The following is a 20782-nucleotide window of genomic DNA, read 5'->3' as shown; positions in this document are numbered from 1 at the left end:
GAGTACGGAAATTTAGAACGTGCTTACGAAAGAATGCGGTTCGGCTGGCAGGAGACATTTGCCGGGGAATGGCAGAAAGGGAGAATGTATGGGGAAAAGAGAAGACAGAAGATATGGCGGGAGGCTGGCAGTGCTGACGTTTGTGCTGCTGTGCCTGCAGGGCACCGGCGGACAGGCTTACGCACAGGAAGATAAGGCGGGAGAACGGCGGATCCGTTATTCTTCTTCCTATTTGAAAGAGGTTGAGATACCAGAAGCGCCGGAAGAATATCTGGAAGAGGGGGAAATTACCTACCGGCTTGTGGGGACAGAGATAGAGGCGGTGCCGGTGCGCGGCAGAACGCGGGAGGTTTCGGGGGAGATGGTCTATCCATCCGTGACGCGGGAACAGGAGATCCCGGCGAGAGCGCCGATGGAGGTGGAGGATCGGGAGAGCCGGAAGACCGTATCGGTTATGTTGGATCTGAAAAGAACCTCTTATGAGAACGAACACTGGCAGGATGGATTTGAGATTTCGGTCGTATTTCACGAATACGGGGCGGACACATACCGGCTGGGTGGAACTGCCGTGATGCATGATGAAAAAGTGCCGCCGTTGGAGGCGTGCAGGGAAGACCTGCTTGCAAGTGCAGGGCTATCGGAGGATGAGGTGCAGATTGAGTCGGCAAGCTGGGAGGGAGATGCTTATCAGGATGAGGCTGGCATCTGGTGCCGCAATGCGGCGGTACAGGCAAAACGCCGCGTATGGGATTGCCGGGCAGTGTACGGGGGAACGGTCAGACTTCCGGAATATGAGCGTTACCGGAGGCGGATGGAGTATGAAAAAGCGGAACTGGATGTGGAAGAGATGACAGAAATAGAAGTGGATCCGGGAACTCTGGTGGAAACAGAGACTGCGCCGGTGGAAAACCTCCCGCTTCCGTTCTGGAGACGGTGGATTCACTACGGACTGACGATCAGTGTAAGTCTGCTGCTGCTTTTACTGGCATGGCTTGGATTTCGGCAGCTGCGGCGGATGGCGCGTGAAAAAAACGAACGGTAGGTTATGTGGGCGCAGTTGATAAAAGGAAAAAAGTGCCGTATACTAGAAAACTGGTAAGCTGGCGGTTATGGTTCGTGTAAAAAAAATTTGAAATCAGAGGCACGGCGTGAGGATATGCCGGCAGCCAGAATTGGGGATCAGACCAGAAAGAAGAGGAAAAACGGCGTGACAAGAGATGTTGTATTTAAAATGGAACGTCCGGGACTGGTAGAAGTCGGACAGACAGTAGAGGTGACGGAGTCGGTGACGCCGTTTAATGTCAATTATATGATTGAACCGGCGGTGGCGATGTCGGGGCTTTTTAAGCTGAATGACCGGATTCCCGCCGATCACGGCGTGGTAAAGGCGATCGAGGAAAATGACCGCGGTTACTATGTGACGGTTACGTTTGAGTATGAATAAAAGGACAGAAAGGGAAAAAGATGGCAGGAAAAATACCGAACGATCCGATTATGTGCCTGAGTTTTGTGAACACACAGCTCAGAGATTTTTACCCGGATTTAGATGAATTATGCAGTGCGTTTGATACAGAACGGTCGGAGCTTGAGAAGAAGCTGCAGGCGGTGGGATATACCTATGACAGAGAAAAGAACCAGTTCCGCTAGGGCACGGTCAGGCTTTACGCTGGCAGAGCTGCTGATCGTGACCGGGATTGTGGCGATTCTCGTTGCAGTTTCGATCCCGATCATGTCCGGACAGGTACAGAAAGCGAAGGAAGTGCGGGCGAAAGCCGAGGCGAGGATTCTATGCATGGCGCTCTGGATGTATCTACATGATTTGGATGAACAGGACATTCATCCGGAAAGCTGGGAGCTGATGATGGATCTGGGTGGTTCTTTCCGGGATCTGGGAGAAAATCCGCTGGAAAACTATCTGGATGGAGAGATTTCTGAGGATGTGTCTATCTACAGCGTGTATTACAGCGATACACTGGAAAGCTATGAGGGAATCTTGTGCGAGATAGGTGGAATCGAGGTGGAAGCGCTGATCAGCGGAAAGACGGAGATTGTGAATCCATAAAAAATAGAGAGGCAGGTTACTGTTCACAGGTAGGCACTTTGGGAACCGAAAGTGCCGTAAGAAAACGTGGTGGCAGCAGGAATTTGCCGTATTTAAATGCGAAGCCACGGCAAATTCCGATACTGGGCACGTATGCGTGAACAGTAGCAGAGGCAGGATGTCTTACAAGGAAAGTCTTGTAAAACCCTGCTTCTTTCTATATAATGAGACAGTAAAGCAGTCTGTCTGGAAATGAAAATAGCAGGATAAAAACCAGACGGTTTCGGACAGATACAAGAGAAAAGAGAGGTATCAGTATGTTTCGCGCGATAAAGATAGTAGGAACGATCGTCAGCTTCCTTGTTGGTTCCATCGGCACATTGCACCGTATGGATAAACAGGGACAGGTAGATCCGGTCGCAGTGGAGGAAGAAAGCACCCAGATGGTGCGTAATATTTTTGAAAAACTGCTCAAAATGGCAGGTGTGACGGTAGAGGTGCGCGGATATGAAAATATTCCGCAGGATCGCCCGGTGCTCTATGTGGGAAACCACCGGAGCTATTTTGATATCCTGGTTGGCTATACGACGGTTCCGGGACTGATGGGATTTGTGGCAAAGAAAGAGATGGAGAAGATTCCGCTCTTGTCAAAATGGATGCTCAATGTCAACTGTCTGTTTTTAGATCGGAATAATATAAAAGAAGGTTTAAAAATGATTCTGGCGGGGATCGAGAAGGTGCGCCGCGGCGTTTCTGTCTGGATTTTTCCGGAGGGAACCCGCAATAAAAATGAACAGCTTTCAGATCTGCTTCCATTTAAAGAGGGAAGCTTGAAGATTGCAGAGAAATCTGGCTGTCCGGTTGTTCCAGTGGCGATCAAGGGAACAGCGGAGGTCTTTGAGAAGCATATTCCGCTTATTTGTCCGAGCCATGTCGTGATTGAGTTCGGCGAGCCGTTCATCGTGAAAGAGCTGGATCCGGAGAACCGGAAGTTTGTCGGCGCATATACGAGAGAAAAGATCGCAGGGATGCTTTCAGAGATGGAAAAGGAGAACAGCTAAGAGATGGATTTGCTGGAGATAAGAGGGCGTCTGGACCAGATTGACACCCAGATAGAAAAGTTATTTGAGGAGAGAATGCGCCTTTGCAGCGAGGTGGCAGAGTATAAGATCGCGACCGGAAAGGCGGTTTACGACGCCGAGCGTGAGAAACAGAAGATCGAGTCAGTTCAGGCGATGGCAGAGGGCGAGTTTAACAAGCAGGCGGTTGCCGAGCTGTTTTTGCAGATGATGACGCTGAGCCGCCGGTATCAGTATCAGACGATCGCAGGGCGCGTCGGCGGTCCGGATCTGGGCTTCCATAAGGTGGAGAAGCTTGAAACCGCCGGAAAACGCGTGGTGTTCCAGGGATTAGAGGGCGCTTACGGTCATGCGGCGGCGCTGCAGTTCTTTGGAAAAGACGCGGATATCCATCATGTACGCCGGTTTGAGGATATGATGGTGGAGATTCAGGAGGGAAAAGCTGATTTTGCGGTGCTTCCGATTGAAAATTCTTCCGCCGGTGCCGTGACGGACAACTATGATCTGCTTTTAAAATACGACAATGTGATCGTGGCGGAGACATTTCTGCCGGTACATCACTACCTGCTTGGCACACCGGACGCGGAACTTTCCGATGTGAAGCGTGTTTTTGCCCATCCGCAGGCGTTGATGCAGAGCAGCGACTTCTTAAACCAGCACGACTGGCAGCAGCTCAGCATGGAAAATAATGCTGTGGCGGCACAGAAGGTACGCGATGAGAAAGATCCGTCACAGGCGGCAGTCGCAGGTGAGGTGGCAGGTGAGATTTACAGGCTCAAAAAGCTGGCAGGTCCGATCAACAACTGTCCGGACAATACGACCCGTTTCCTGATTTTGGCGAAGGATCGCGTCTATCAGGCGGGCGCAGAGAAAATCAGCCTCTGTTTCGAGCTGCCGCACCGCAGCGGTACGCTGTACAGCATGCTCGGCAATTTTATTTTCAATGACGTCAATATGCGTATGATCGAGTCCCGGCCGATCCCGGAGGAGAGTTGGCAGTACCGCTTCTTCGTGGACATCGAGGGAAACCTGGAGGATGCCGGTGTGCAGAATGCACTGTACGGAATCATGCGCGAAGCGAAAAATGTAAAAATATTAGGAAATTACTAGTCTCTTTAGCTTAGGACAAGACAGAATGGGTTGCTGTCCACGGGCAGGCATTTTTGACACTGAAAGTGCCGTAAAGCATGTGATGGTAACCGGAAAGGCAGAATGATGGAAGAAAAAAGAAAAAATACGATGATTTTATATCGCAACCTGCGGTATCAGCAGTTATTTGACGACATGTGCAGCCTCTTAAAACCAGAAGAAGGCGAGGCACGCCCGGATGCATATGCATGCGCGAGTCAGCTCATCGATCTGGCAGTGACCTATGGATTCCGCGGAAACCTGTGGCATTGTTTCCTGGCGTTCTGCATGGCAAACAATGAAAATGCCTACAGCACATCCTGTGAGATCATCGGACCGGTCGGCGGCAGCTTGAGCGAGCTTGCACGCCACGATTTTGCACAGGTCAGAGAGCTTTTTTCCTTGGATATTGCCCGTCTGGACGAGACTGAGAACGGCATCTGGTCGGAGATGAAGCATTACGAAAATGCGCTGGAAAACAGCAAGGCGTTCAACCACCGCATCCGCGATCGGATCGTTGAATTATCGGTTTCCCTGGAGAATGCGGAGAGTGATCAGGAATTTCAGGATATCGTGACCGAATTTTATAAAGAATTTGGTGTTGGCAAGTTTGGCCTTAACAAAGCATTCCATATTATCATGGATGACGAGGCAAAACAGGTCGATATCGAGCCGATCACGCGCGTGGAACATATCGAGCTGAGCGATCTGGTAGGCTATGAGCTGCAGAAAGCCAAGCTGATTGAGAATACCGAGGCATTTATCGAGGGGCGCGCGGCAAACAACTGCCTGCTTTTCGGTGACAGCGGTACCGGTAAATCATCCAGTATCAAGGCGATCTTAAATCAGTATTATGACCGCGGACTCCGCATGATCGAGGTGTATAAGCACCAGTTCCGCGGACTGTCAGACGTCCTGGAGCAGATCAAAGACCGCAACTATAAATTTATCATTTATATGGACGACCTTTCCTTTGAGGAATATGAGCTGGAATATAAATATCTGAAAGCAATCATTGAAGGCGGTCTCGGCATCAAGCCGCAGAATGTCCTGATCTATGCGACATCGAACCGCCGCCACTTAATCCGCGAAAAATTCAGTGATAAGCGCGAGCTGGACGACGATCTGCACTCCAACGATACGGTGCAGGAAAAACTGTCCCTGGTTGCGCGTTTTGGCGTCACGATCTACTACGGCTCACCGGACAAGAAAGAATTCCAGAACATCGTTCGCGTGCTGGCAGACAAATACCACATCCATATGCCGGAGGCAGATCTGCTTCTGGAAGCCAACAAGTGGGAGTTAAGCCACGGCGGGCTGTCCGGACGTACTGCCACCCAGTTTATTGCAAATTTACGCAGCAAGCTGAAAGGAGAGATCAAGTAATATGACCGTTAAAACCTTTGCCGCTATTGATGTGGGTTCCTTCGAACTGGAGCTGGGAATTTTCGAGATTTCTGCTTCCGCCGGAATCCGCGAGATCGATCATGTGCGCCATGCGCTGGCGCTTGGCAAAGACACGTACAATGACGGACGTTTGAGCCACGAGATCGTGGAGGAAATGTGCGAGGTCCTGAATAAGTTCCGGGAAGTGATGAAAACATACCGGGTATCGGATTACCGGGCATTTGCGAGCAGTGCGCTTCGGGAGGCGCGGAACAGCCAGATGGTACTGGACCGGATTCTGGTGCGTACCGGACTCCGGGTCCGCACGATGAACAACTCGGAGCTGCGTTTTAAGAGTTATAAAGCTGTTGCAGCCAGGGAGGAAGAATTCCAGCGCACCGTGAAAAATGGCGCGGCGCTGATGGATGTCGGATTCGGAAGCACCCAGATCTCCCTCTTTGATGAGGAGGTACTGGTATCGACGCAGAACCTTCTGCTCGGCGTGCTGCGTTTAAGCGAAATGTCAGCACACTGGCGCGTCGATTACCGGAAGATCCCGGCGATCATCGACGAGCTGGTAGAAAATGAATTATACACATTCCGGAAGATATTTTTAAAAGAGCATCAGATCGAGACGCTGATTGCGACCGGCGAGACAATGAACTATATGATCAGCCGCGGCATGCATGAAAAAGGCGGGGCGCGGTTCACGGCAAAGGAATTTGGCGTGTTCTGCGAGAAGCTGATTGGAATGTCCTCGGAGGAGATTCAGGAGCGCTATGAGCTGCCGCAGGATTACGCAGAAGTACTGATTCCAAGTGCGATTCTCTACCGGAAGGTATTAGACATGACGGGTGCTTCCTATATCTGGGCACCGGGGACGACACTCTGTGATGGTATCGCGGCAGAGTACGCACAGGAAAACCGTCTGGTCCGCTTTCATCATGATTTTGAGGCAGATATCCTCTCAACGGCGCGCCAGATGGCGAAGCGCTACCGCTGCCACGGCGCACATGTGCGCGAGGTAGAGCGGTCGGCGGAGATGATCTTTGATGCAACGAAAAAATACCATGGTCTGGGAGCGCGGGAACGCCTGCTTTTAAAGATCGCAGCGACACTGCATGACTGCGGCAAGTTTGTCAGCATCACGCGCGGTTCGGAAAGCTCGTACCAGATTATCATGGATACGGAGATCATCGGAATTTCCCATCTGGAGCGCGAGGTTGTAGCCAATATCGTGCGCTACAACATTCAGGAATATGCCTACGATGAGGTCATCCTGGAGTCGGATCTGTCCCAGTATGCGGGGCTTGGAACCTCCCGGAGAGAGCTGACGATCCTGATTGCGAAGCTGACGGCAATTTTGCGTCTGGCCAATTCGATGGACCGCAGCCACCGCCAGAAGCTGAGCGACAGCCGCATCGCTGTGCGGAACGGCAGTCTGGTGATTACGACGGACTGTCCGGAGAGTATCGTGCTGGAGCAGTATTCATTTGACCAGAAGGCAGATTTCTTTGAGGAAGTCTTTGGAATACGGCCTGTACTCAGGCAGAAAAGAGGGGTATAAGGATGTCGGATGCAGTGTTGAAATACGGAGAACCTGAAAATTATGTAAACCGTGAACTGAGCTGGCTGGAATTTAACTACCGGATTCTGGGTGAGGCGCGCGATAAGACGACCCCACTGTTTGAACGCCTGAAATTTTTAAGCATCACGCGTCGAACCTGGATGAGTTTTTCATGGTCCGCGTGGCATCCCTCAAGGACATGGTTCACGCCAATTATACGAAGCGGGATATTGCGGGTATGACGGCACAGGAACAGCTGGATGCGATCGATGGAAAAACGCATGAGCTGGTCGAGAATCAGTACCGGACCTACAACCGGATGCTCCTGCCGCTCTTAAAACAGCACGGTCTGCGCGTGGTCACCGAGCATGAGAAGCTTACGAAGGAAGAAGCGGTGTACGTTGATCGGTATTTTGAGGAATCGGTCTACCCGGTCCTCACGCCGATGGCGGTTGATTCCTCCCGCCCGTTCCCGCTTATTCACAATAAATCGTTAAATATCGCCGCGCTGGTTCGCAAGAAAAAGGGAGACGGCGAGCTGGAATTTGCGATGGTCTGCGTGCCGGGCGGGCTTCCACGCGTGGTGGAGCTGCCGTGCCAGGAGGGCAAATCTATCATTTATCTGGAAGAAGTCATCGAGCGGAACATCGACAAATTGTTCTTAAATTATGATATTATCAGCTGTCATCCGTTCCGTGTCATGCGAAATGCCGATCTGAGCATCGACGAGGATGAGGCGGAGGATCTGCTCAAGGAGATCGAGCAGAAGCTCAAGAAACGCCAGTGGGGCGAGGTCATCCGCCTGGATATCGAGAAAAAGGCGGACAAGCGCCTCTTAGACATCCTCAAAAAGGAGCTGCACGTCGGCGGGCACGCGATCTATGAGATTGACGGACCGCTTGATCTGACCGTTCTCATGAAGGTGTTCGGTCTGCCGGGCTTTGACGAATTTAAGACACCGCCGTACACGCCGCAGCCGGTTCCGGCGCTGATGAATGAGGATGATATTTTTGCTAATATCCGCAAAGGCGATATATTGCTGACCCACCCGTTTGAGACCTTTGAGCCGGTCGTCAATTTTATCAAGAAAGCTGCCCGCGACCCGGAGGTGCTGGCGATCAAGCAGACACTCTACCGTGTCAGCGGTAACTCCCCGATTATCGCGGCGCTCGCCGAAGCGGCGGACAATGGAAAACAGGTGTCGGTTCTGGTTGAGCTGAAAGCCCGTTTTGACGAGGAAAACAATATTCTCTGGGCGAAGATGCTGGAAAAAGCCGCTGCCACGTTATCTACGGTCTGCTGGGCTGAAAACACACAGTAAGATCACGCTGGTGGTGCGCCGCGAGGAAGAGGCATCCGCCGCTACGTCCATCTGGGAACTGGAAATTACAACGATTCGACGGCAAAACTCTACACCGACTGCGGTCTTTTAACCTGTGATCCGCTGATCGGTGAGGATGCGACTGCAGTCTTTAACATGCTGTCGGGTTATTCGGAGCCGCTTGGCTGGAACAAGCTGTCGCTGGCGCCGCTGTGGCTGCGCGGACGTTTTCTGCGCCTGATCCAGCGGGAAACGCGCAACGCCCGCGAAGGTATTCCAGCGCGGATCGTGGCAAAGATGAACTCCCTGTGCGACCGTGAGATCATTGCGAGTCTTTACGAGGCGTCCAATGCGGGGGTAAAAATACAGCTCATCGTTCGCGGCATCTGCTGTCTGCGCGCCGGGATTCCGGGATTAAGCGAGAATATAACGGTCTGCTCGATCGTTGGAAATTTCCTTGAGCACAGCCGTATTTTCTACTTCGAGAACGACGGTGAACCGCAGATTTTCATGGGAAGTGCCGACTGGATGCCGCGAAACCTCGACCGTCGTGTGGAGATTCTCTTCCCGGTTGAGGATGAGAAGCTGAAAGCACGCATCTGTCACATCTTAGAGGTACAGCTTGCCGACAATGTCAAGGCGCAGTACCTGAGACCGGACGGAACCTACGCTAAACGCAACCGCCGTGGCAAAGAGCCGGTCTGCGCGCAGGATACCTTCTGTGCGGAGGCAGTGCAGGCGGCGAAGGAAGCTGGAAAAAAGCAGGACCCGGCGGCGATGAGGGTGTTTATTCCGCTGGAACAATAAAGAAATTGCAGTTCGCAGATAAGCAAAATTCTCCAAAAATGTAATAAATTTTTAAAGCATAAATCCTCCCCATATGGTAAACTGGAAACAGGTATATTCGTCTGGTGTTTCGCATAGAGATACCGGGAACCTGCATTACATATGAGGGAGGTTTTTTTATGTCTGAAATACACGTTCTGGTGGTGGATGATGAGAAAGAGATTGCCGATCTGGTGGAGATTTATCTGGTCAGTGATGGTTATAAAGTATATAAAGCATCCAATGCGTTAGAGGGATTGGAGATTCTGGAGAAGGAGACGATTCATCTGGTGCTTCTCGATATCATGATGCCGGGGATGGATGGTCTGGAGATGTGCCGCAAGATCCGGGAGACGAACAATATCCCGATCATCATGCTGAGCGCGCGCTCAGCGGATCTGGATAAGATTCTGGGACTGGGAACCGGCGCGGATGATTACGTGACGAAACCATTTAACCCGCTGGAGCTGACGGCGCGCGTCAAATCACAGCTTCGCCGCTATACGCAGTTAAATCCGCAGAGCGGTGCAGGAAATCAGGTTAAAAATGAGATCTCGATCAAAGGACTCACGATCAACAAAGATAATCATAAAGTGATGGTGTACGGCGAGGAGATCAAGCTGACGCCGATCGAATTTGACATTCTGTATCTGCTGGCATCCAATCCGGGGCGGGTCTTCAGCACCGATGAAATCTTTGAGAAGGTGTGGAATGAGAAAGTCTACGAGGCAAATAACACGGTTATGGTACATATCAGACGGCTTCGCGGCAAGATGAAGGAGGACACCCGACAGAACAAGATCATTACAACGGTCTGGGGGGTAGGATACAAAATTGAAAAATAAAAAAGATATGAGTCGCCGATTCCGGACACGGATGGTCATGAACATCGTTTACAGCACCGTGGTGGCATGCCTGGTGGAGGTGTTTCTGATTGCCAATGTTTCGATGATCAGCAGCTATCTGCGGGAGACGCGGTACCGGGATTCTTTTTTCCTGCGCCTGACGGAGACAGAGACACTGATGGCATTTGTCTATCTTCTGTCGGGCATCGCGATCTTCTCAGTCACTTTTTTTGCCCTCCAGGAGCGGTCCATGCGCTATATCAGCCGGATCTCGTCCGCGATTCAGAATATTTCCGAGGGCGATTTGAATACGACGATCGAGGTGCGGGGCGACGACGAGTTTACGGCGATGGCGGTCAATTTAAATAAGATGGTCGGGGATATCCGGAATCTGATGGACAAGGAGCGCGAGGCGGAGCGCACGAAGAACGAGCTGATTACCAATGTGGCACACGATCTGCGGACACCGCTGACCTCGATCATCGGCTATCTTGAACTTCTGTCCGGCAAGGTGGAGATTCCTGCAGAAATGCAGAAAAAATATATTGATATTGCCTATGCAAAATCGAAACGTCTGGAAAAACTGATCGAAGATTTGTTTGGTTTTACCAAAATGAATTATGGAAAAGTGGCAATGCACGTGTCGAAGGTGGACATCGTCAAACTGCTCAGCCAGCTGTTGGAGGAATTTTATCCGAGCTTCAAGGACAAAAACCTCTCCTACGAGCTGCAGAGCAATGTCCCGGGCAAGGTTATCACGGCAGACGGAAATCTTCTGGCGCGCCTTTTTGACAACCTGATCAATAACGCGATCAAGTACGGTGCGGACGGAAAACGGGTGCTGGTGCAGATTCATGCGGAGGAAGAGGTCGTGACCGTCTCGGTGACGAACTACGGTTACGTGATTCCGGCAGACGAGCTGCCTCTCTTATTTAATAAATTCTACCGCGTGGAACAGTCGCGATCGACCAACACGGGCGGCACAGGGTTAGGTCTGGCGATCGCCAAAAATATCGTCGATATGCACGGCGGCACGATTCAGGTAACGAGCGATCTGAATGGAACGGTCTTTACGGTGCGCCTGCGGACGAATTTTGACATCAACAGGGAAAATTTCCAGACGCCGTAAAGGCGAGTGTGGGAAAGAATCTGATAGACATTTTAATGGATTTTTGGTTACTGTTCACAGGTAGGCACTTTTGGAACCGAAAGTGCCGTAAGAAAACATGGTGGCAGCAGGAATTTGCCGTATTTAAATGCGAAGCCACGGCAAATTCCGTTACTGGGCACGTATGCGTGAACAGTTACAGATAGGGAGAGAAAGGATGCAGAAAAAGAGGGGAATACAGTTCTTTTTTGCGATATTGATCGGATGGATGGCACTATTCTGCCTTCCTGCAGGGTACGCATATGCCTCACAGAAGGAAGCAGATGCGCCGCTGTCGATGGATGTTTCCTATGGATTTGACAATACGGCAAAGAGTGACCGTTACCTTCGGGTAACGGTCCTTCTGAATAATGATACAGCGCCGTTTGAGGGAACGCTGGAGTTTCTGACCGCACAGTCCAGTCTGGAGGCGTACCAGTATTCTTATCCGGTATCGTTGGCAGCGGGGGAGAAGTTTGAACAAGAATATTATATCCCGCTGGGTGTGCGGGCAGATCAGATGTTTGTATCGGTACAGGATGTAAACGGGAAAACGGTCATCCGGAAACGTCTGAAACTTGGTTCTGAGGAGGACGTTGCGGAGAGCTATATCGGAATTTTGACGGATACGCCGGAGGCACTTTCTTATTTAGACGGCGCGGGCATCCGGTATGGGACGCTTCGGACGCGGGCGGTTTTTCTGGATGCCGAGCAGGCGCCGGATAACCGGCTGGGTTACGATCCGCTGGATCTGGTAATTGTGTCTGGATTTGACCTGGATTCGCTCAGCGATGTCCAGTATGAGGCGCTGCGGCGCTGGGTGGAAGACGGCGGTACGATCCTCTTTGGCGGCGGTGTGGATTGTGCGAGAAATTATGGCAGGTTTGCAGAGAAGGTGCTGGAGCCGCCGTATCTGGATGCGGTAATCGTTCCGGTCAGTCTGGGCGGGGAGACGGCACCGGGCGAGCAGACGGGGGAGATCCAGGCAGAATGCGTCGATGTGAACCTGAAGAACGGCAGCACTCTGCTGGCGGGGGAAGTGTTCCCGCTGTTATCCCATACGAACTGCAAACAGGGGCGGATCGTGGCAGCTGCCTTTTCGATGGATGCGATCAGCGATTTGTGTCTGGCCAATCCATCCTCATTTGAAAAGCTGTATACGCTGGTGCTGGGAAGTGATACCGTGGACGAGCTGGCACAGGAGGATTACTACGGTTATTCGGGCTCGTATTTCAGCGTACAGGGGCTGGTCAACACCGGCAATGCGGGGCGGCTTCCGAAGGTTGCGGCATATACGGTGATCGTGGTGGTCTATCTGCTTTTGATCGGTCCGGGCATCTATTTCTACTTAAAAAAGCGGGGAATTTACCGGTATTATCTGCCGGCGGTGACACTGGGGGCGTTTTTGTTTACCGGCATTATTTATGCGCTGGGCGTAAAGACACGCTTCCGGGAGCCGTTTGTGACGTATGCGTCGATTCTGGATACCTCGGGAGAAGAGGCGGAAGAAGCCACTTATATGAACATCCGAAGCCCTTATAACAAGCCGTATTCGGTGAGCTTAAAGCCGGGCTATGAGGTGCGCCCGATGACGCGCAGTTACTATTACGATGCGGTTTCGGCGGTGCGCTTTACCGGTGAGGAAGAGTATCATACAAACTTTGTTTATCAGCCGGAACGGGTCGAAATTAAAATGCGGGATACGGTCGCATTTTCACCGAATCTGTTTACCCTGCGTCGTGAGCTGGAGAAAACGGACGCGATGGGCGTTCAGGGAAATATTTCCTATTTTGACGGCGTGGTGTCGGGAACGGTAAAAAACTGTTTTGAGGAACCGCTGGAGAATGCGGCTCTGCTCATCAATGGGAAAGCGGTGCTGCTGGGAAGATTAGAGCCTGGGCAGACGGTTTCTCTGGATGGAAAGGAGAGCTGCGATTATCCGGTCAGCTATTCGTATGCGGCAGCACAGATGGTGACCGGGGCGGATCAGTATGAGAAAGCGGAGATTGAGGATCCGGACTATTTAAAGGCGCAGGAGTGGACGAGACTTTTGAGCTTTTATCTGGATTCCGGCGCGGGGCGCAATCCGTCTGAGGCGTGCCTGGTGGCATTTTCAACCCGGAAGCTCCAGGGAGAGGAAGATTTCCTGGCGGATGCGAGGACACTTCGGGAAGGATTTTGCATGGTGACCGAGTCAATCCCGCTGAACCGTGAAAAAGACGGAAAACTTTACCGTTCGGCGCTTGAGGAAGATCCAACGGTGCTCGCCGGAAATTATGAGGCGGCGTACAACACAATGTATAGCGGGGAAACAGCGGAGGCTGCGACGGTCGAATATTCGCTGGGAAGTGACCTTGTCATTGAAAAGCTTACGTTTGAGACTCTGTCACCGCGATTTTCGGAAAATCCGCTCTATCCGTATATGTCATCCTTCTCCGGAAGTATGTATTTTTATAACTATGAGACCGGGCGCAATGACCGGATTGAGCTGAAATCAGAGTATTCGGCAAAGGAGCTTTCGCCGTACCTGTCTCCGTCGAACACATTGACCGTCAAATATGTGCCGGAACAGACGGGAGAGTATGGCTGGGAAAGCCAGCTTCCAAGAATCTATGTCGTAGGGAGGAGAGAGTGATGCTGACGATTAAAAACCTCAGAAAACGATATGGCAATTTTCAAGCGCTGGATGGGCTGAATCTGGAGGTCGCGGACGGGGAACTCTTTGGATTCGTGGGTCCCAATGGGGCAGGCAAGACGACGACGCTCAAGATTCTTGCGGGACTTCTCGTTCCCGACGAGGGCGAGGTGGAGATCGGCGGACTGGATGTTTACTCAGACGGAAAAGAACTCCGGCGGCGGATCGGCTATGTGCCGGATTTCTTCGGAGTATATGATAACCTGAAAGTATCGGAATATATGGAATTTTTCGCATCCTGCTACGGAATTACGGGGCTGCAGGCGCGGACGCGCTGCCATACGCTTCTGGAACAGGTGCGGCTGGAAGATAAAGAGGACTTTTTCGTGGACGGGCTTTCGAGAGGTATGAAGCAGCGCCTATGTCTGGCGCGGGCGCTCATCCACGATCCGGATCTTCTGATCCTGGATGAACCGGCTTCCGGGCTGGATCCTCGCACCCGGGTGGAGTATACGGCGATTCTGAAAGAACTGCGCGATCAGGGAAAAACGCTGCTCGTCAGCTCCCATATTTTATCGGAATTATCAGAGCTTTGTACCTCGATCGGCATCATTGAGCAGGGAAGAACGGTTCTGCAGGGCAGCATGGATCAGATTTTTGCGCGGATCAACTCGTCCAATCCGCTTCTGATCTCGATTTTCAGCCAGAAAGAAAAGGCGCTTGCGATCCTGAAAAGCCATCCTTGCGTGCAGACGATCGCGGTGCAGGGGGATGAGATCAAGCTGGGCTTTTTGGGGGATCGGCAGGATGAGGCGCTGCTTTTGCAGCAGCTTATCGATGCAGATGTGATGGTCAGCAGCTTTATGCGCGAGAAGGGAAGCCTGGAATCACTGTTTATGCAGATCACAGAACATGAAGAAGAGAGGGCGGTGCTGAAACATGAGATGGAATCCGGTATTTAGGAGGGAAATGACAGTCGGAAGCCGCAGCATCCGCATGATGGCGATTCTGTTTGTTTTTAACAGTATCCTGGCGGCGGTGGCACTGTTTAATATGTATTCGGTGGCGGATCAGGTCAGGACGACGGCGGAGATCCAGTATTCGCAGTTTCTGGATCTCTACACGTTCGTCTCCTCGATCGAATTTATCATGCTGCTTTTCATCATGCCGGCTCTGACTGCCAGCAGTATCAGCGGCGAGCGGGAACGCCAGACGCTGGAACTGATGCTGACGACCACGATGGAGCCGCGTGACATGGTGCTTGGAAAACTGGCGTCCTCGCTGGTGACGATGCTGGTGCTGGCGGTCTCGGCGCTTCCGGTACAGGCGCTCGTATTTGTCTACGGGGGTATTACGCTGCGTGACATCGGGATGCTGTTTCTGTGCCACGGTGTTGTGGCAATTTTAACGGGCAGTATCGGGATCTTTTATTCATCGGTGCTGCGCCGCTCGACGGTATCGACCGTCTGCTCCTATGTGACGGTGGTGGCGCTGACGGCGGGAACGATGGCGGTCAATCTGTTTGCATACCGGATGGCGTTCCGGGCGGCAGATTCGTATGCATCTAATCTCAATGCATCGGAAATGGCAAGTTCCGGCATTTTACGCTATCTCTTTCTTTTCAATCCGGCTGTCTCGTTTTATAATGTAATTAACGGACAGGCGGGAAGCGGCGACATGAGAAAATGGTTCGAGCCACTGTTTGGCGTATTTCCAGACAATGCGATCACAGCACACTGGACGGCGTGCAGCCTGATTTTGCAGTGTATGCTGGCGATGGTGCTGATCGCGGCAGCAGTATGGGCGATCACGCCGGGAAAATGGAATCGGCATGGGAAAAATAAAGGGAATGATAACCGATAGATAGAAAAAGCAGAAAAACAGAGAAACTATGAATTTGGAGAAGGAGGCAGTGAGTATGGGAATTATCAGAGCAGCGGCACACGCGGTCGGCGGCGGGCTGGCAGATCAGTGGCTGGAAGTGATTGAACCGGAAAATATGGGGGAACAGACCGTATTTTCAGCGGGTGTGCAGACACGCCGCGGGGAGAACCGGAAGAGGACACCGGAAACGGTGTCCAATGGTTCTATGATCCATGTGTACCCGAATCAGTTTATGATGCTGGTGGACGGCGGTAAGGTCGTTGATTATACAGCGGAAGAGGGTTATTATACAGTGCAGAATTCATCCCTGCCGTCTCTGTTTAACGGACAGTTCGGCGATGCACTGAAAGAATCCTTCAACCGTGTGCGTTATGGCGGACAGACGCCGTATGCACAGAAGGTCTACTATATTAATCTCCAGGAGATCAAGGGAATCAAGTTCGGCACACGGACGCCGATCAACTATTTTGATTTATTCTATAATTCCGAGCTGTTTCTGCGCGCACATGGAACTTACTCCATCAAGATCACGGATCCACTGAAATTTTATGCGGAGGCTATTCCGAAAAATCAGGATCAGGTGGAGATTGATTCCATCAATGAGCAGTATTTAGCGGAGTTCCTGGAAGCGCTGCAGACCTCGATCAACCAGATGTCGGCGGATGGCGTGCGGATTTCCTTTGTAGCCTCCAAAGGCAGGGAACTGGGACGCTATATGGCGGAGACGCTGGATGAAGAGTGGAATCGTCTGCGTGGCATGGAGATCCAGTCAGTCGGTATCGCCAGCATTTCCTATGATGAAGAATCGCAGAAACTCATCAATATGCGGAATCAGGGCGCGATGCTCGGCGACCCGTCGGTGCGCGAGGGGTATGTACAGGGCGCGATGGCACGCGGCTTTGAGGCAGCCGGTTCCAACGGAAGCGGTGCGATGGCAGGCTTCATGGGAATGGGCGCCGGCATGAACTTCGGCGGCGGATTTATGGGCGCCGCATCGGCGTCCAACCTGCAGCAGATGCAGATGCAGCAGGCGGCGCGGCAGGGATATGCGGCACCGCAGGGCGGCTATGCGCCGGGGCAGGCGAATGGAGCGCCACAGGGTGGTTATGCACAGCAGCCGAGACAGATGAATGAGGCACCACAGGGCGGCTATGCACAACCGGCAGGACAGAACGCAGCGCCGCAGGGCAGTGCGGCAGCTCCGGAGGAATCCTGGATTTGTGAGTGCGGCAATGTCAACCACGGAAAGTTCTGCTCCGAGTGCGGCAAGCCAAGACCAGCCGGTCCGTGGACCTGCAGCTGCGGAACGGTCAATACAGGTAAGTTTTGTTCCGAATGCGGAAAACCGAGGTCATAGGGCGTATGGAGATACAATCATATAAGTGTCCAAACTGCGGCGGCGGGCTGGTGTTTGATCCGAAGACGCAGAAATTTAAATGTGAATACTGCCTCTCAGCGTTTACGGAAGAGACGTTGAAAGAGATGGAAGAGGCAGCCAGAAAGTCAGAGGAGCTTCGAAGCCGGGGGGAATGCCGGAAGCGGAAAAGATAGAGAGCCAGAAGCAGGCGGAGTCTAAGATGGTTCTCTATACCTGCCCGAGCTGCGGCGCGGAGATTGTGGCACAGGAGACGACGGCGTCCACGTACTGCTGTTACTGCCACAATCCGGTGGTTCTTTCGGGAAGTCTGGACGGTAAATACCGCCCGGACGGTCTGATTCCGTTTGAGATCGACAAGAAAAAGGCAAAAGAAATCTTTAAAAACTGGATTCAGAAGAAAAAGTATGTGCCGGATGATTTCTACTCGCCGCGTCAGATGGAGTATCTGGAGGGAATTTATTATCCATATTGGATGTATAGCTGCCAGGTATCCGGTGAGATGCAGGCGGAGGCGCTGCGGAAACGCGTGACGGTGTCGGGGGAGATCGAGTATATCGAGACGAGCCGTTACCATCTGGAGAAAAAGGCGGAGCTTCCCATCAAGGATGTGGCGCGCAACGCGTTAAAGCAGGCGGACCGCAGCCTTGCCGAGACCGTGCTTCCGTTTGATATGAAGAAGCTGCGCCCGTTTCAGGCAGGCTATTTTCTGGGATTTAGGGCGGAGCGGCGCGACCGGGAAAAGGAAGAATTCGCACAGGAGATTGAGCAGGAGATCAAGCAGTATACGAGAGAATCTCTGCAAAATAGCGTCTCCGGCTACGATCATGTGGATATCCGGAACCACCGGGAGACCATCACGGGGGAAAAATGGAACTATGCTATGCTTCCAGTGTGGATGATGACCTACCCGGATCCGAAGAACGGGCAGATGTACTATTTTGCCATGAATGGGGAAAATGGAAAGGTCTGCGGCGTCCTGCCGGTTGATTCGAAAAAACTGGTGCGCCTGTTTTTGACGATTTTCATTCCTGTGTTTGTACTTTTGCTGCTGGGAGGATACCTGATATGATAGAGAATCAAAATGCGGGAGTCACACAGAAAAAGAAGAAATATGGACGGCTGAAAGGTTTTATATGCTTCTCCGTTGCAGCATTTATTTCATTTTCACAGGTCAGCCCTATATGGGCGGCGGAAGGCACGCGCGTCTTCGACGAGGCGGGACTGTTCAGCGCGGAAGAAGTGCAGGAGCTGGAGACACGGATCGATGAGGTGCGTGATTCACAGGATGCCGATCTGGCGGTACTGACAGTCGAGGACGCACAGGGAGAATCGGCGGAAAGCTATGCCGATGATTTTTACGACAGCCACGGACTGGGCGTCGGGGACGATGCGAGTGGTATTCTGCTTTCGATCGATATGGACAACCGGGAGATATACGTTTCTACCACCGGGTATGCGATGAAGGTGCTGACGGATGCGCGGGTAGAGAAGGTGCTGGATGCGGCATATGACAGCGTGGCGGATGGAAACTATGCGGAAGGCGCGCTGGGGGCGATCGACAGCATCGAAAATTATCTGGAGATGGGCGTTCCGGCGGGACAGTATACGCAGGTGCGCGAGGAGAAAAAACATTCCCTGGAATGGTATGAGGTGCTGTTTGCGGCGGTTGCGGCAGCGATCGTGGCGGCACTCCCGTGCTTTTCGGTGATGCGCCAGTATAAGATGCAGAAAGAACACCGCCAGTCGCTGGGTTTCCATATGGCATACCGGGCGGACAGTGCGCTGCATTTTGTCCAAAATGAGGAGCAGTTTGTAAACCGATCGGTAGTGACCAGACGGATTCCGAAAAATCCGGGTCCGGGCGCTTCGGGCGGTTCGGCTGGAAGGACGACCATACATCAGGGCAGCAGCGGAAGGATGCACGGCGGTGGAGGCAGAAAGTTTTAATTGATACAATTTCGTGTGGAAGGCGGATGAATGATATATGACAATCCTGATGACAGGCTTATGTGAGAAAGGTGCAGACCAGATCTGGAAACAGTGTAACGATGCGATGTACGCCCAGGGAGTTACCTGGCTGGAAGAGGCGGCATATGCGGGCGATGCAGAAGCATGGTTCTTTTTAGGACACTGTTACAGCTGGGGGGACGGGGCTGTCGGGTTCAATGAGAAAAAAGCGTATGAATGTTACCTGCGGGGGGCTTCGGCGGGAAGTGCCCGGGCAGTGTTAGGAGCGCTGCGCGCCGGTCAGTATGACGAACAGATGAAGCAGTCGGCACGTTATTCCATCGAGGAAAGTTACCGTCAGGTGCGGGATGCCGCTGAGATGGGCGATGTCTATGCCGCGTGGCAGATGGGCGAGGCAGTTGAGTGGGAAGATCTGGCCGATTATATGCCGAAGACTGAGAGCGCCCGTGAGCAGTGCCTCTTCTGGTACGAACGGGCGGCGGACGGCGGCATTATCCCGGCGATGGTTAAGATGGGAAAATGCTGCCAGAATGGTACATACCGGGAAAAAGATGAAAAAGAGGCACTTCGCTGGGCGAACCAGTGCGCCGCCAGCGGGGAGGTCTGGGGACTCTTCCAGATGGGGGAACATTACCGCCAGGAAGAAGACTGGGAAGCTGCATTCCAATATGACTATGCGGCGGCAAAGCAGGGGTCTTCCCGCGCCATGCTGTATCTGGGGCAGATGTACTTAAACGGACAGGGCACAGAGCGCGATATTCAGGCGGCCGTTCAGGCGCTGGAAGGAGCCGCGGCGCGGAACGAGGCGGAGAGCTTTGAAGAACTTGGAAATCTGTTCTATCAGGATGAACTGGTGGAGCGCGATGATGAAAAAGCGTTTTACTGGTATGGAAAAGCATATGCGGCAGGCATCAAAGAGGCGGCGCTTCCGTTAGCCCGCCTGTATCTGCGCCCGTCCGATGAGCAGGACACTGTCCGGGCAGAAAAACTTCTGCGGGAGGCAGCTGGGATCGAGACCGACGGACAGGCAAGCCTGGAGCTTGGAAATATCTATCGGGATGGTCTGAACGGCGAGATTGATATGAAGCAGGCGGTTTCCTGGTACGAAAAAGGCGCTTCGCAGGGAAATCCAGAGTGCATGGAGATTCTTGGATGCCTGTATTTCCAGGGCGAAGAGGGAGTAGACCGCGATTATGCAAAAGCATTTGAGTGGCTGAACCGGTGCGAGGAAGCCGGAAGTCTGCAGTCTGCATCCAAGTTAGGCTATCTCTATATGAAGGGAGAAGGCTGCACCGCCGATGAAAATAAGGCGAAGGAGCTTTTTGAGCGGGCGGCACAGACGGAATGTGACGGATATGCACTCTATGAGCTTGGATTTATCTACGAACGGAAAAATGAATCCCCGGAAGATCTCGAGCGGGCGGCACAGTGCTACCAGAAGGCGATCGAGATGGGAAATGAGAGTGCTTCACGGCGGTTTTCCCATTTTAAGAAGGGATTGTTTGGGCGCTGGAAGATCACGTATTAAGGGGGGATTTTTCTTGCGCTGTGCCATAAAGTATGATAGAATTTTTAACT

Annotated in this window: 20 protein-coding genes and 1 pseudogene; all 21 read left to right on the top strand. The window is 52.4% G+C overall.

Features of this window, described 5'->3' with window-relative positions; translation table 11 throughout:
• Positions 1-88: 88 nt before the first annotated feature.
• The 21 genes and pseudogenes from DW085_RS09505 (at position 89) to DW085_RS09420 (ending at position 20732) form a co-directional block, all read left to right on the top strand.
• Positions 89-1042, top strand: a complete 954-nt coding sequence (locus DW085_RS09505; RefSeq protein ID WP_118492383.1) for a hypothetical protein — start codon at positions 89-91, stop codon at positions 1040-1042.
• A 165-nt stretch (positions 1043-1207) separates the two neighbouring features.
• The gene (locus DW085_RS09500) at positions 1208-1444 is read left to right on the top strand and encodes a hypothetical protein (protein WP_333490915.1); all 237 of its coding nucleotides are present in this window, start codon (positions 1208-1210) and stop codon (positions 1442-1444) included.
• A 20-nt stretch (positions 1445-1464) separates the two neighbouring features.
• The gene (locus DW085_RS09495) at positions 1465-1647 is read left to right on the top strand and encodes a DUF4250 domain-containing protein (RefSeq protein WP_022360303.1); all 183 of its coding nucleotides are present in this window, start codon (positions 1465-1467) and stop codon (positions 1645-1647) included.
• Positions 1619-2062: a type II secretion system protein gene (locus DW085_RS09490; protein WP_118472612.1), complete on the top strand. Its 444-nt coding sequence runs from the start codon at positions 1619-1621 to the stop codon at positions 2060-2062. The genes DW085_RS09495 and DW085_RS09490 overlap by 29 nt, the downstream gene beginning before the upstream one ends.
• Before the next feature lie 296 nt (positions 2063-2358).
• A complete protein-coding gene (locus DW085_RS09485; RefSeq protein WP_118492381.1) occupies positions 2359-3102 on the top strand; it encodes a lysophospholipid acyltransferase family protein in 744 nt (247 codons plus the stop codon).
• 3 nt (positions 3103-3105) lie between these two features.
• On the top strand, positions 3106-4230 hold the full coding sequence (locus tag DW085_RS09480; protein ID WP_107001429.1) for a bifunctional chorismate mutase/prephenate dehydratase: 1125 nt from the start codon (positions 3106-3108) through the stop codon (positions 4228-4230).
• Positions 4231-4335: 105 nt separating this feature from the next.
• Positions 4336-5634 (top strand): ATP-binding protein, encoded by a 1299-nt coding sequence (locus DW085_RS09475; RefSeq protein ID WP_182430021.1) that lies wholly within the window; start codon positions 4336-4338, stop codon positions 5632-5634.
• Position 5635: 1 nt separating this feature from the next.
• Positions 5636-7201: an HD domain-containing protein gene (locus DW085_RS09470; RefSeq protein ID WP_118293389.1), complete on the top strand. Its 1566-nt coding sequence runs from the start codon at positions 5636-5638 to the stop codon at positions 7199-7201.
• Between the two features lie 2 nt (positions 7202-7203).
• Positions 7204-7443, top strand: a complete 240-nt coding sequence (locus DW085_RS19770) for a hypothetical protein (RefSeq protein WP_243033993.1) — start codon at positions 7204-7206, stop codon at positions 7441-7443.
• A pseudogene (locus DW085_RS19765) lies at positions 7374-8639 on the top strand (polyphosphate kinase); the annotation flags it as partial. The gene DW085_RS19770 and the pseudogene DW085_RS19765, both read left to right, overlap by 70 nt.
• Before the next feature lie 39 nt (positions 8640-8678).
• Positions 8679-9329 (top strand): hypothetical protein, encoded by a 651-nt coding sequence (locus DW085_RS19760; protein ID WP_243034000.1) that lies wholly within the window; start codon positions 8679-8681, stop codon positions 9327-9329.
• A gap of 158 nt (positions 9330-9487) precedes the next feature.
• Positions 9488-10192, top strand: coding sequence for a response regulator transcription factor (locus tag DW085_RS09460; protein WP_118492379.1), 705 nt, complete (start codon positions 9488-9490; stop codon positions 10190-10192).
• On the top strand, positions 10182-11321 hold the full coding sequence (locus DW085_RS09455; protein ID WP_347475048.1) for a HAMP domain-containing sensor histidine kinase: 1140 nt from the start codon (positions 10182-10184) through the stop codon (positions 11319-11321). The genes DW085_RS09460 and DW085_RS09455 overlap by 11 nt, the downstream gene beginning before the upstream one ends.
• A gap of 196 nt (positions 11322-11517) precedes the next feature.
• A complete protein-coding gene (locus tag DW085_RS09450; RefSeq protein ID WP_118492377.1) occupies positions 11518-13974 on the top strand; it encodes a hypothetical protein in 2457 nt (818 codons plus the stop codon).
• Positions 13974-14936 (top strand): ABC transporter ATP-binding protein, encoded by a 963-nt coding sequence (locus tag DW085_RS09445; protein ID WP_118293392.1) that lies wholly within the window; start codon positions 13974-13976, stop codon positions 14934-14936. Before DW085_RS09450 ends, DW085_RS09445 begins: the two co-directional genes overlap by 1 nt.
• Before the next feature lie 7 nt (positions 14937-14943).
• Entirely contained in the window at positions 14944-15837 is an 894-nt protein-coding gene (locus tag DW085_RS09440; RefSeq protein WP_243033992.1) for an ABC transporter permease subunit, read from the top strand.
• A gap of 55 nt (positions 15838-15892) precedes the next feature.
• Positions 15893-17215, top strand: coding sequence for an SPFH domain-containing protein (locus DW085_RS09435; RefSeq protein ID WP_118492375.1), 1323 nt, complete (start codon positions 15893-15895; stop codon positions 17213-17215).
• A gap of 5 nt (positions 17216-17220) precedes the next feature.
• Complete coding sequence (locus DW085_RS19755; protein WP_243033991.1) at positions 17221-17409, top strand: hypothetical protein; 189 nt, start codon at positions 17221-17223, stop codon at positions 17407-17409.
• On the top strand, positions 17388-18305 hold the full coding sequence (locus tag DW085_RS09430) for a TFIIB-type zinc ribbon-containing protein (RefSeq protein ID WP_243033990.1): 918 nt from the start codon (positions 17388-17390) through the stop codon (positions 18303-18305). Before DW085_RS19755 ends, DW085_RS09430 begins: the two co-directional genes overlap by 22 nt.
• Complete coding sequence (locus tag DW085_RS09425) at positions 18302-19183, top strand: TPM domain-containing protein (RefSeq protein ID WP_117796045.1); 882 nt, start codon at positions 18302-18304, stop codon at positions 19181-19183. Before DW085_RS09430 ends, DW085_RS09425 begins: the two co-directional genes overlap by 4 nt.
• Before the next feature lie 37 nt (positions 19184-19220).
• Complete coding sequence (locus tag DW085_RS09420; RefSeq protein WP_243033989.1) at positions 19221-20732, top strand: SEL1-like repeat protein; 1512 nt, start codon at positions 19221-19223, stop codon at positions 20730-20732.
• The last annotated feature ends 50 nt before the right edge of the window (positions 20733-20782 follow it).

This window comes from Clostridium sp. AF50-3, from assembly GCF_003477445.1.
In the GTDB taxonomy this organism is placed as follows: domain Bacteria; phylum Bacillota; class Clostridia; order Lachnospirales; family Lachnospiraceae; genus Otoolea; species Otoolea fessa.
This window is presented reverse-complemented; position numbering and strand designations above follow the sequence as displayed.

What these genes read in the sequence shown, in the direction of transcription:
- DW085_RS09505 (WP_118492383.1), top strand. Translation starts at nt 89, where the DNA reads ATGGGGAAAAGAGAAGACAGAAGATATGGCGGGAGGCTGGCAGTGCTG.
- DW085_RS09495 (WP_022360303.1), top strand. Translation starts at nt 1,465, where the DNA reads ATGGCAGGAAAAATACCGAACGATCCGATTATGTGCCTGAGTTTTGTG.
- DW085_RS09490 (WP_118472612.1), top strand. Translation starts at nt 1,619, where the DNA reads ATGACAGAGAAAAGAACCAGTTCCGCTAGGGCACGGTCAGGCTTTACG.
- DW085_RS09485 (WP_118492381.1), top strand. Translation starts at nt 2,359, where the DNA reads ATGTTTCGCGCGATAAAGATAGTAGGAACGATCGTCAGCTTCCTTGTT.
- DW085_RS09480 (WP_107001429.1), top strand. Translation starts at nt 3,106, where the DNA reads ATGGATTTGCTGGAGATAAGAGGGCGTCTGGACCAGATTGACACCCAG.
- DW085_RS09475 (WP_182430021.1), top strand. Translation starts at nt 4,336, where the DNA reads ATGGAAGAAAAAAGAAAAAATACGATGATTTTATATCGCAACCTGCGG.
- DW085_RS09470 (WP_118293389.1), top strand. Translation starts at nt 5,636, where the DNA reads ATGACCGTTAAAACCTTTGCCGCTATTGATGTGGGTTCCTTCGAACTG.
- DW085_RS19770 (WP_243033993.1), top strand. Translation starts at nt 7,204, where the DNA reads ATGTCGGATGCAGTGTTGAAATACGGAGAACCTGAAAATTATGTAAAC.
- DW085_RS19760 (WP_243034000.1), top strand. Translation starts at nt 8,679, where the DNA reads ATGCTGTCGGGTTATTCGGAGCCGCTTGGCTGGAACAAGCTGTCGCTG.
- DW085_RS09460 (WP_118492379.1), top strand. Translation starts at nt 9,488, where the DNA reads ATGTCTGAAATACACGTTCTGGTGGTGGATGATGAGAAAGAGATTGCC.
- DW085_RS09450 (WP_118492377.1), top strand. Translation starts at nt 11,518, where the DNA reads ATGCAGAAAAAGAGGGGAATACAGTTCTTTTTTGCGATATTGATCGGA.
- DW085_RS09445 (WP_118293392.1), top strand. Translation starts at nt 13,974, where the DNA reads ATGCTGACGATTAAAAACCTCAGAAAACGATATGGCAATTTTCAAGCG.
- DW085_RS09440 (WP_243033992.1), top strand. Translation starts at nt 14,944, where the DNA reads ATGACAGTCGGAAGCCGCAGCATCCGCATGATGGCGATTCTGTTTGTT.
- DW085_RS09435 (WP_118492375.1), top strand. Translation starts at nt 15,893, where the DNA reads ATGGGAATTATCAGAGCAGCGGCACACGCGGTCGGCGGCGGGCTGGCA.
- DW085_RS19755 (WP_243033991.1), top strand. Translation starts at nt 17,221, where the DNA reads ATGGAGATACAATCATATAAGTGTCCAAACTGCGGCGGCGGGCTGGTG.
- DW085_RS09430 (WP_243033990.1), top strand. Translation starts at nt 17,388, where the DNA reads ATGCCGGAAGCGGAAAAGATAGAGAGCCAGAAGCAGGCGGAGTCTAAG.
- DW085_RS09425 (WP_117796045.1), top strand. Translation starts at nt 18,302, where the DNA reads ATGATAGAGAATCAAAATGCGGGAGTCACACAGAAAAAGAAGAAATAT.
- DW085_RS09420 (WP_243033989.1), top strand. Translation starts at nt 19,221, where the DNA reads ATGACAATCCTGATGACAGGCTTATGTGAGAAAGGTGCAGACCAGATC.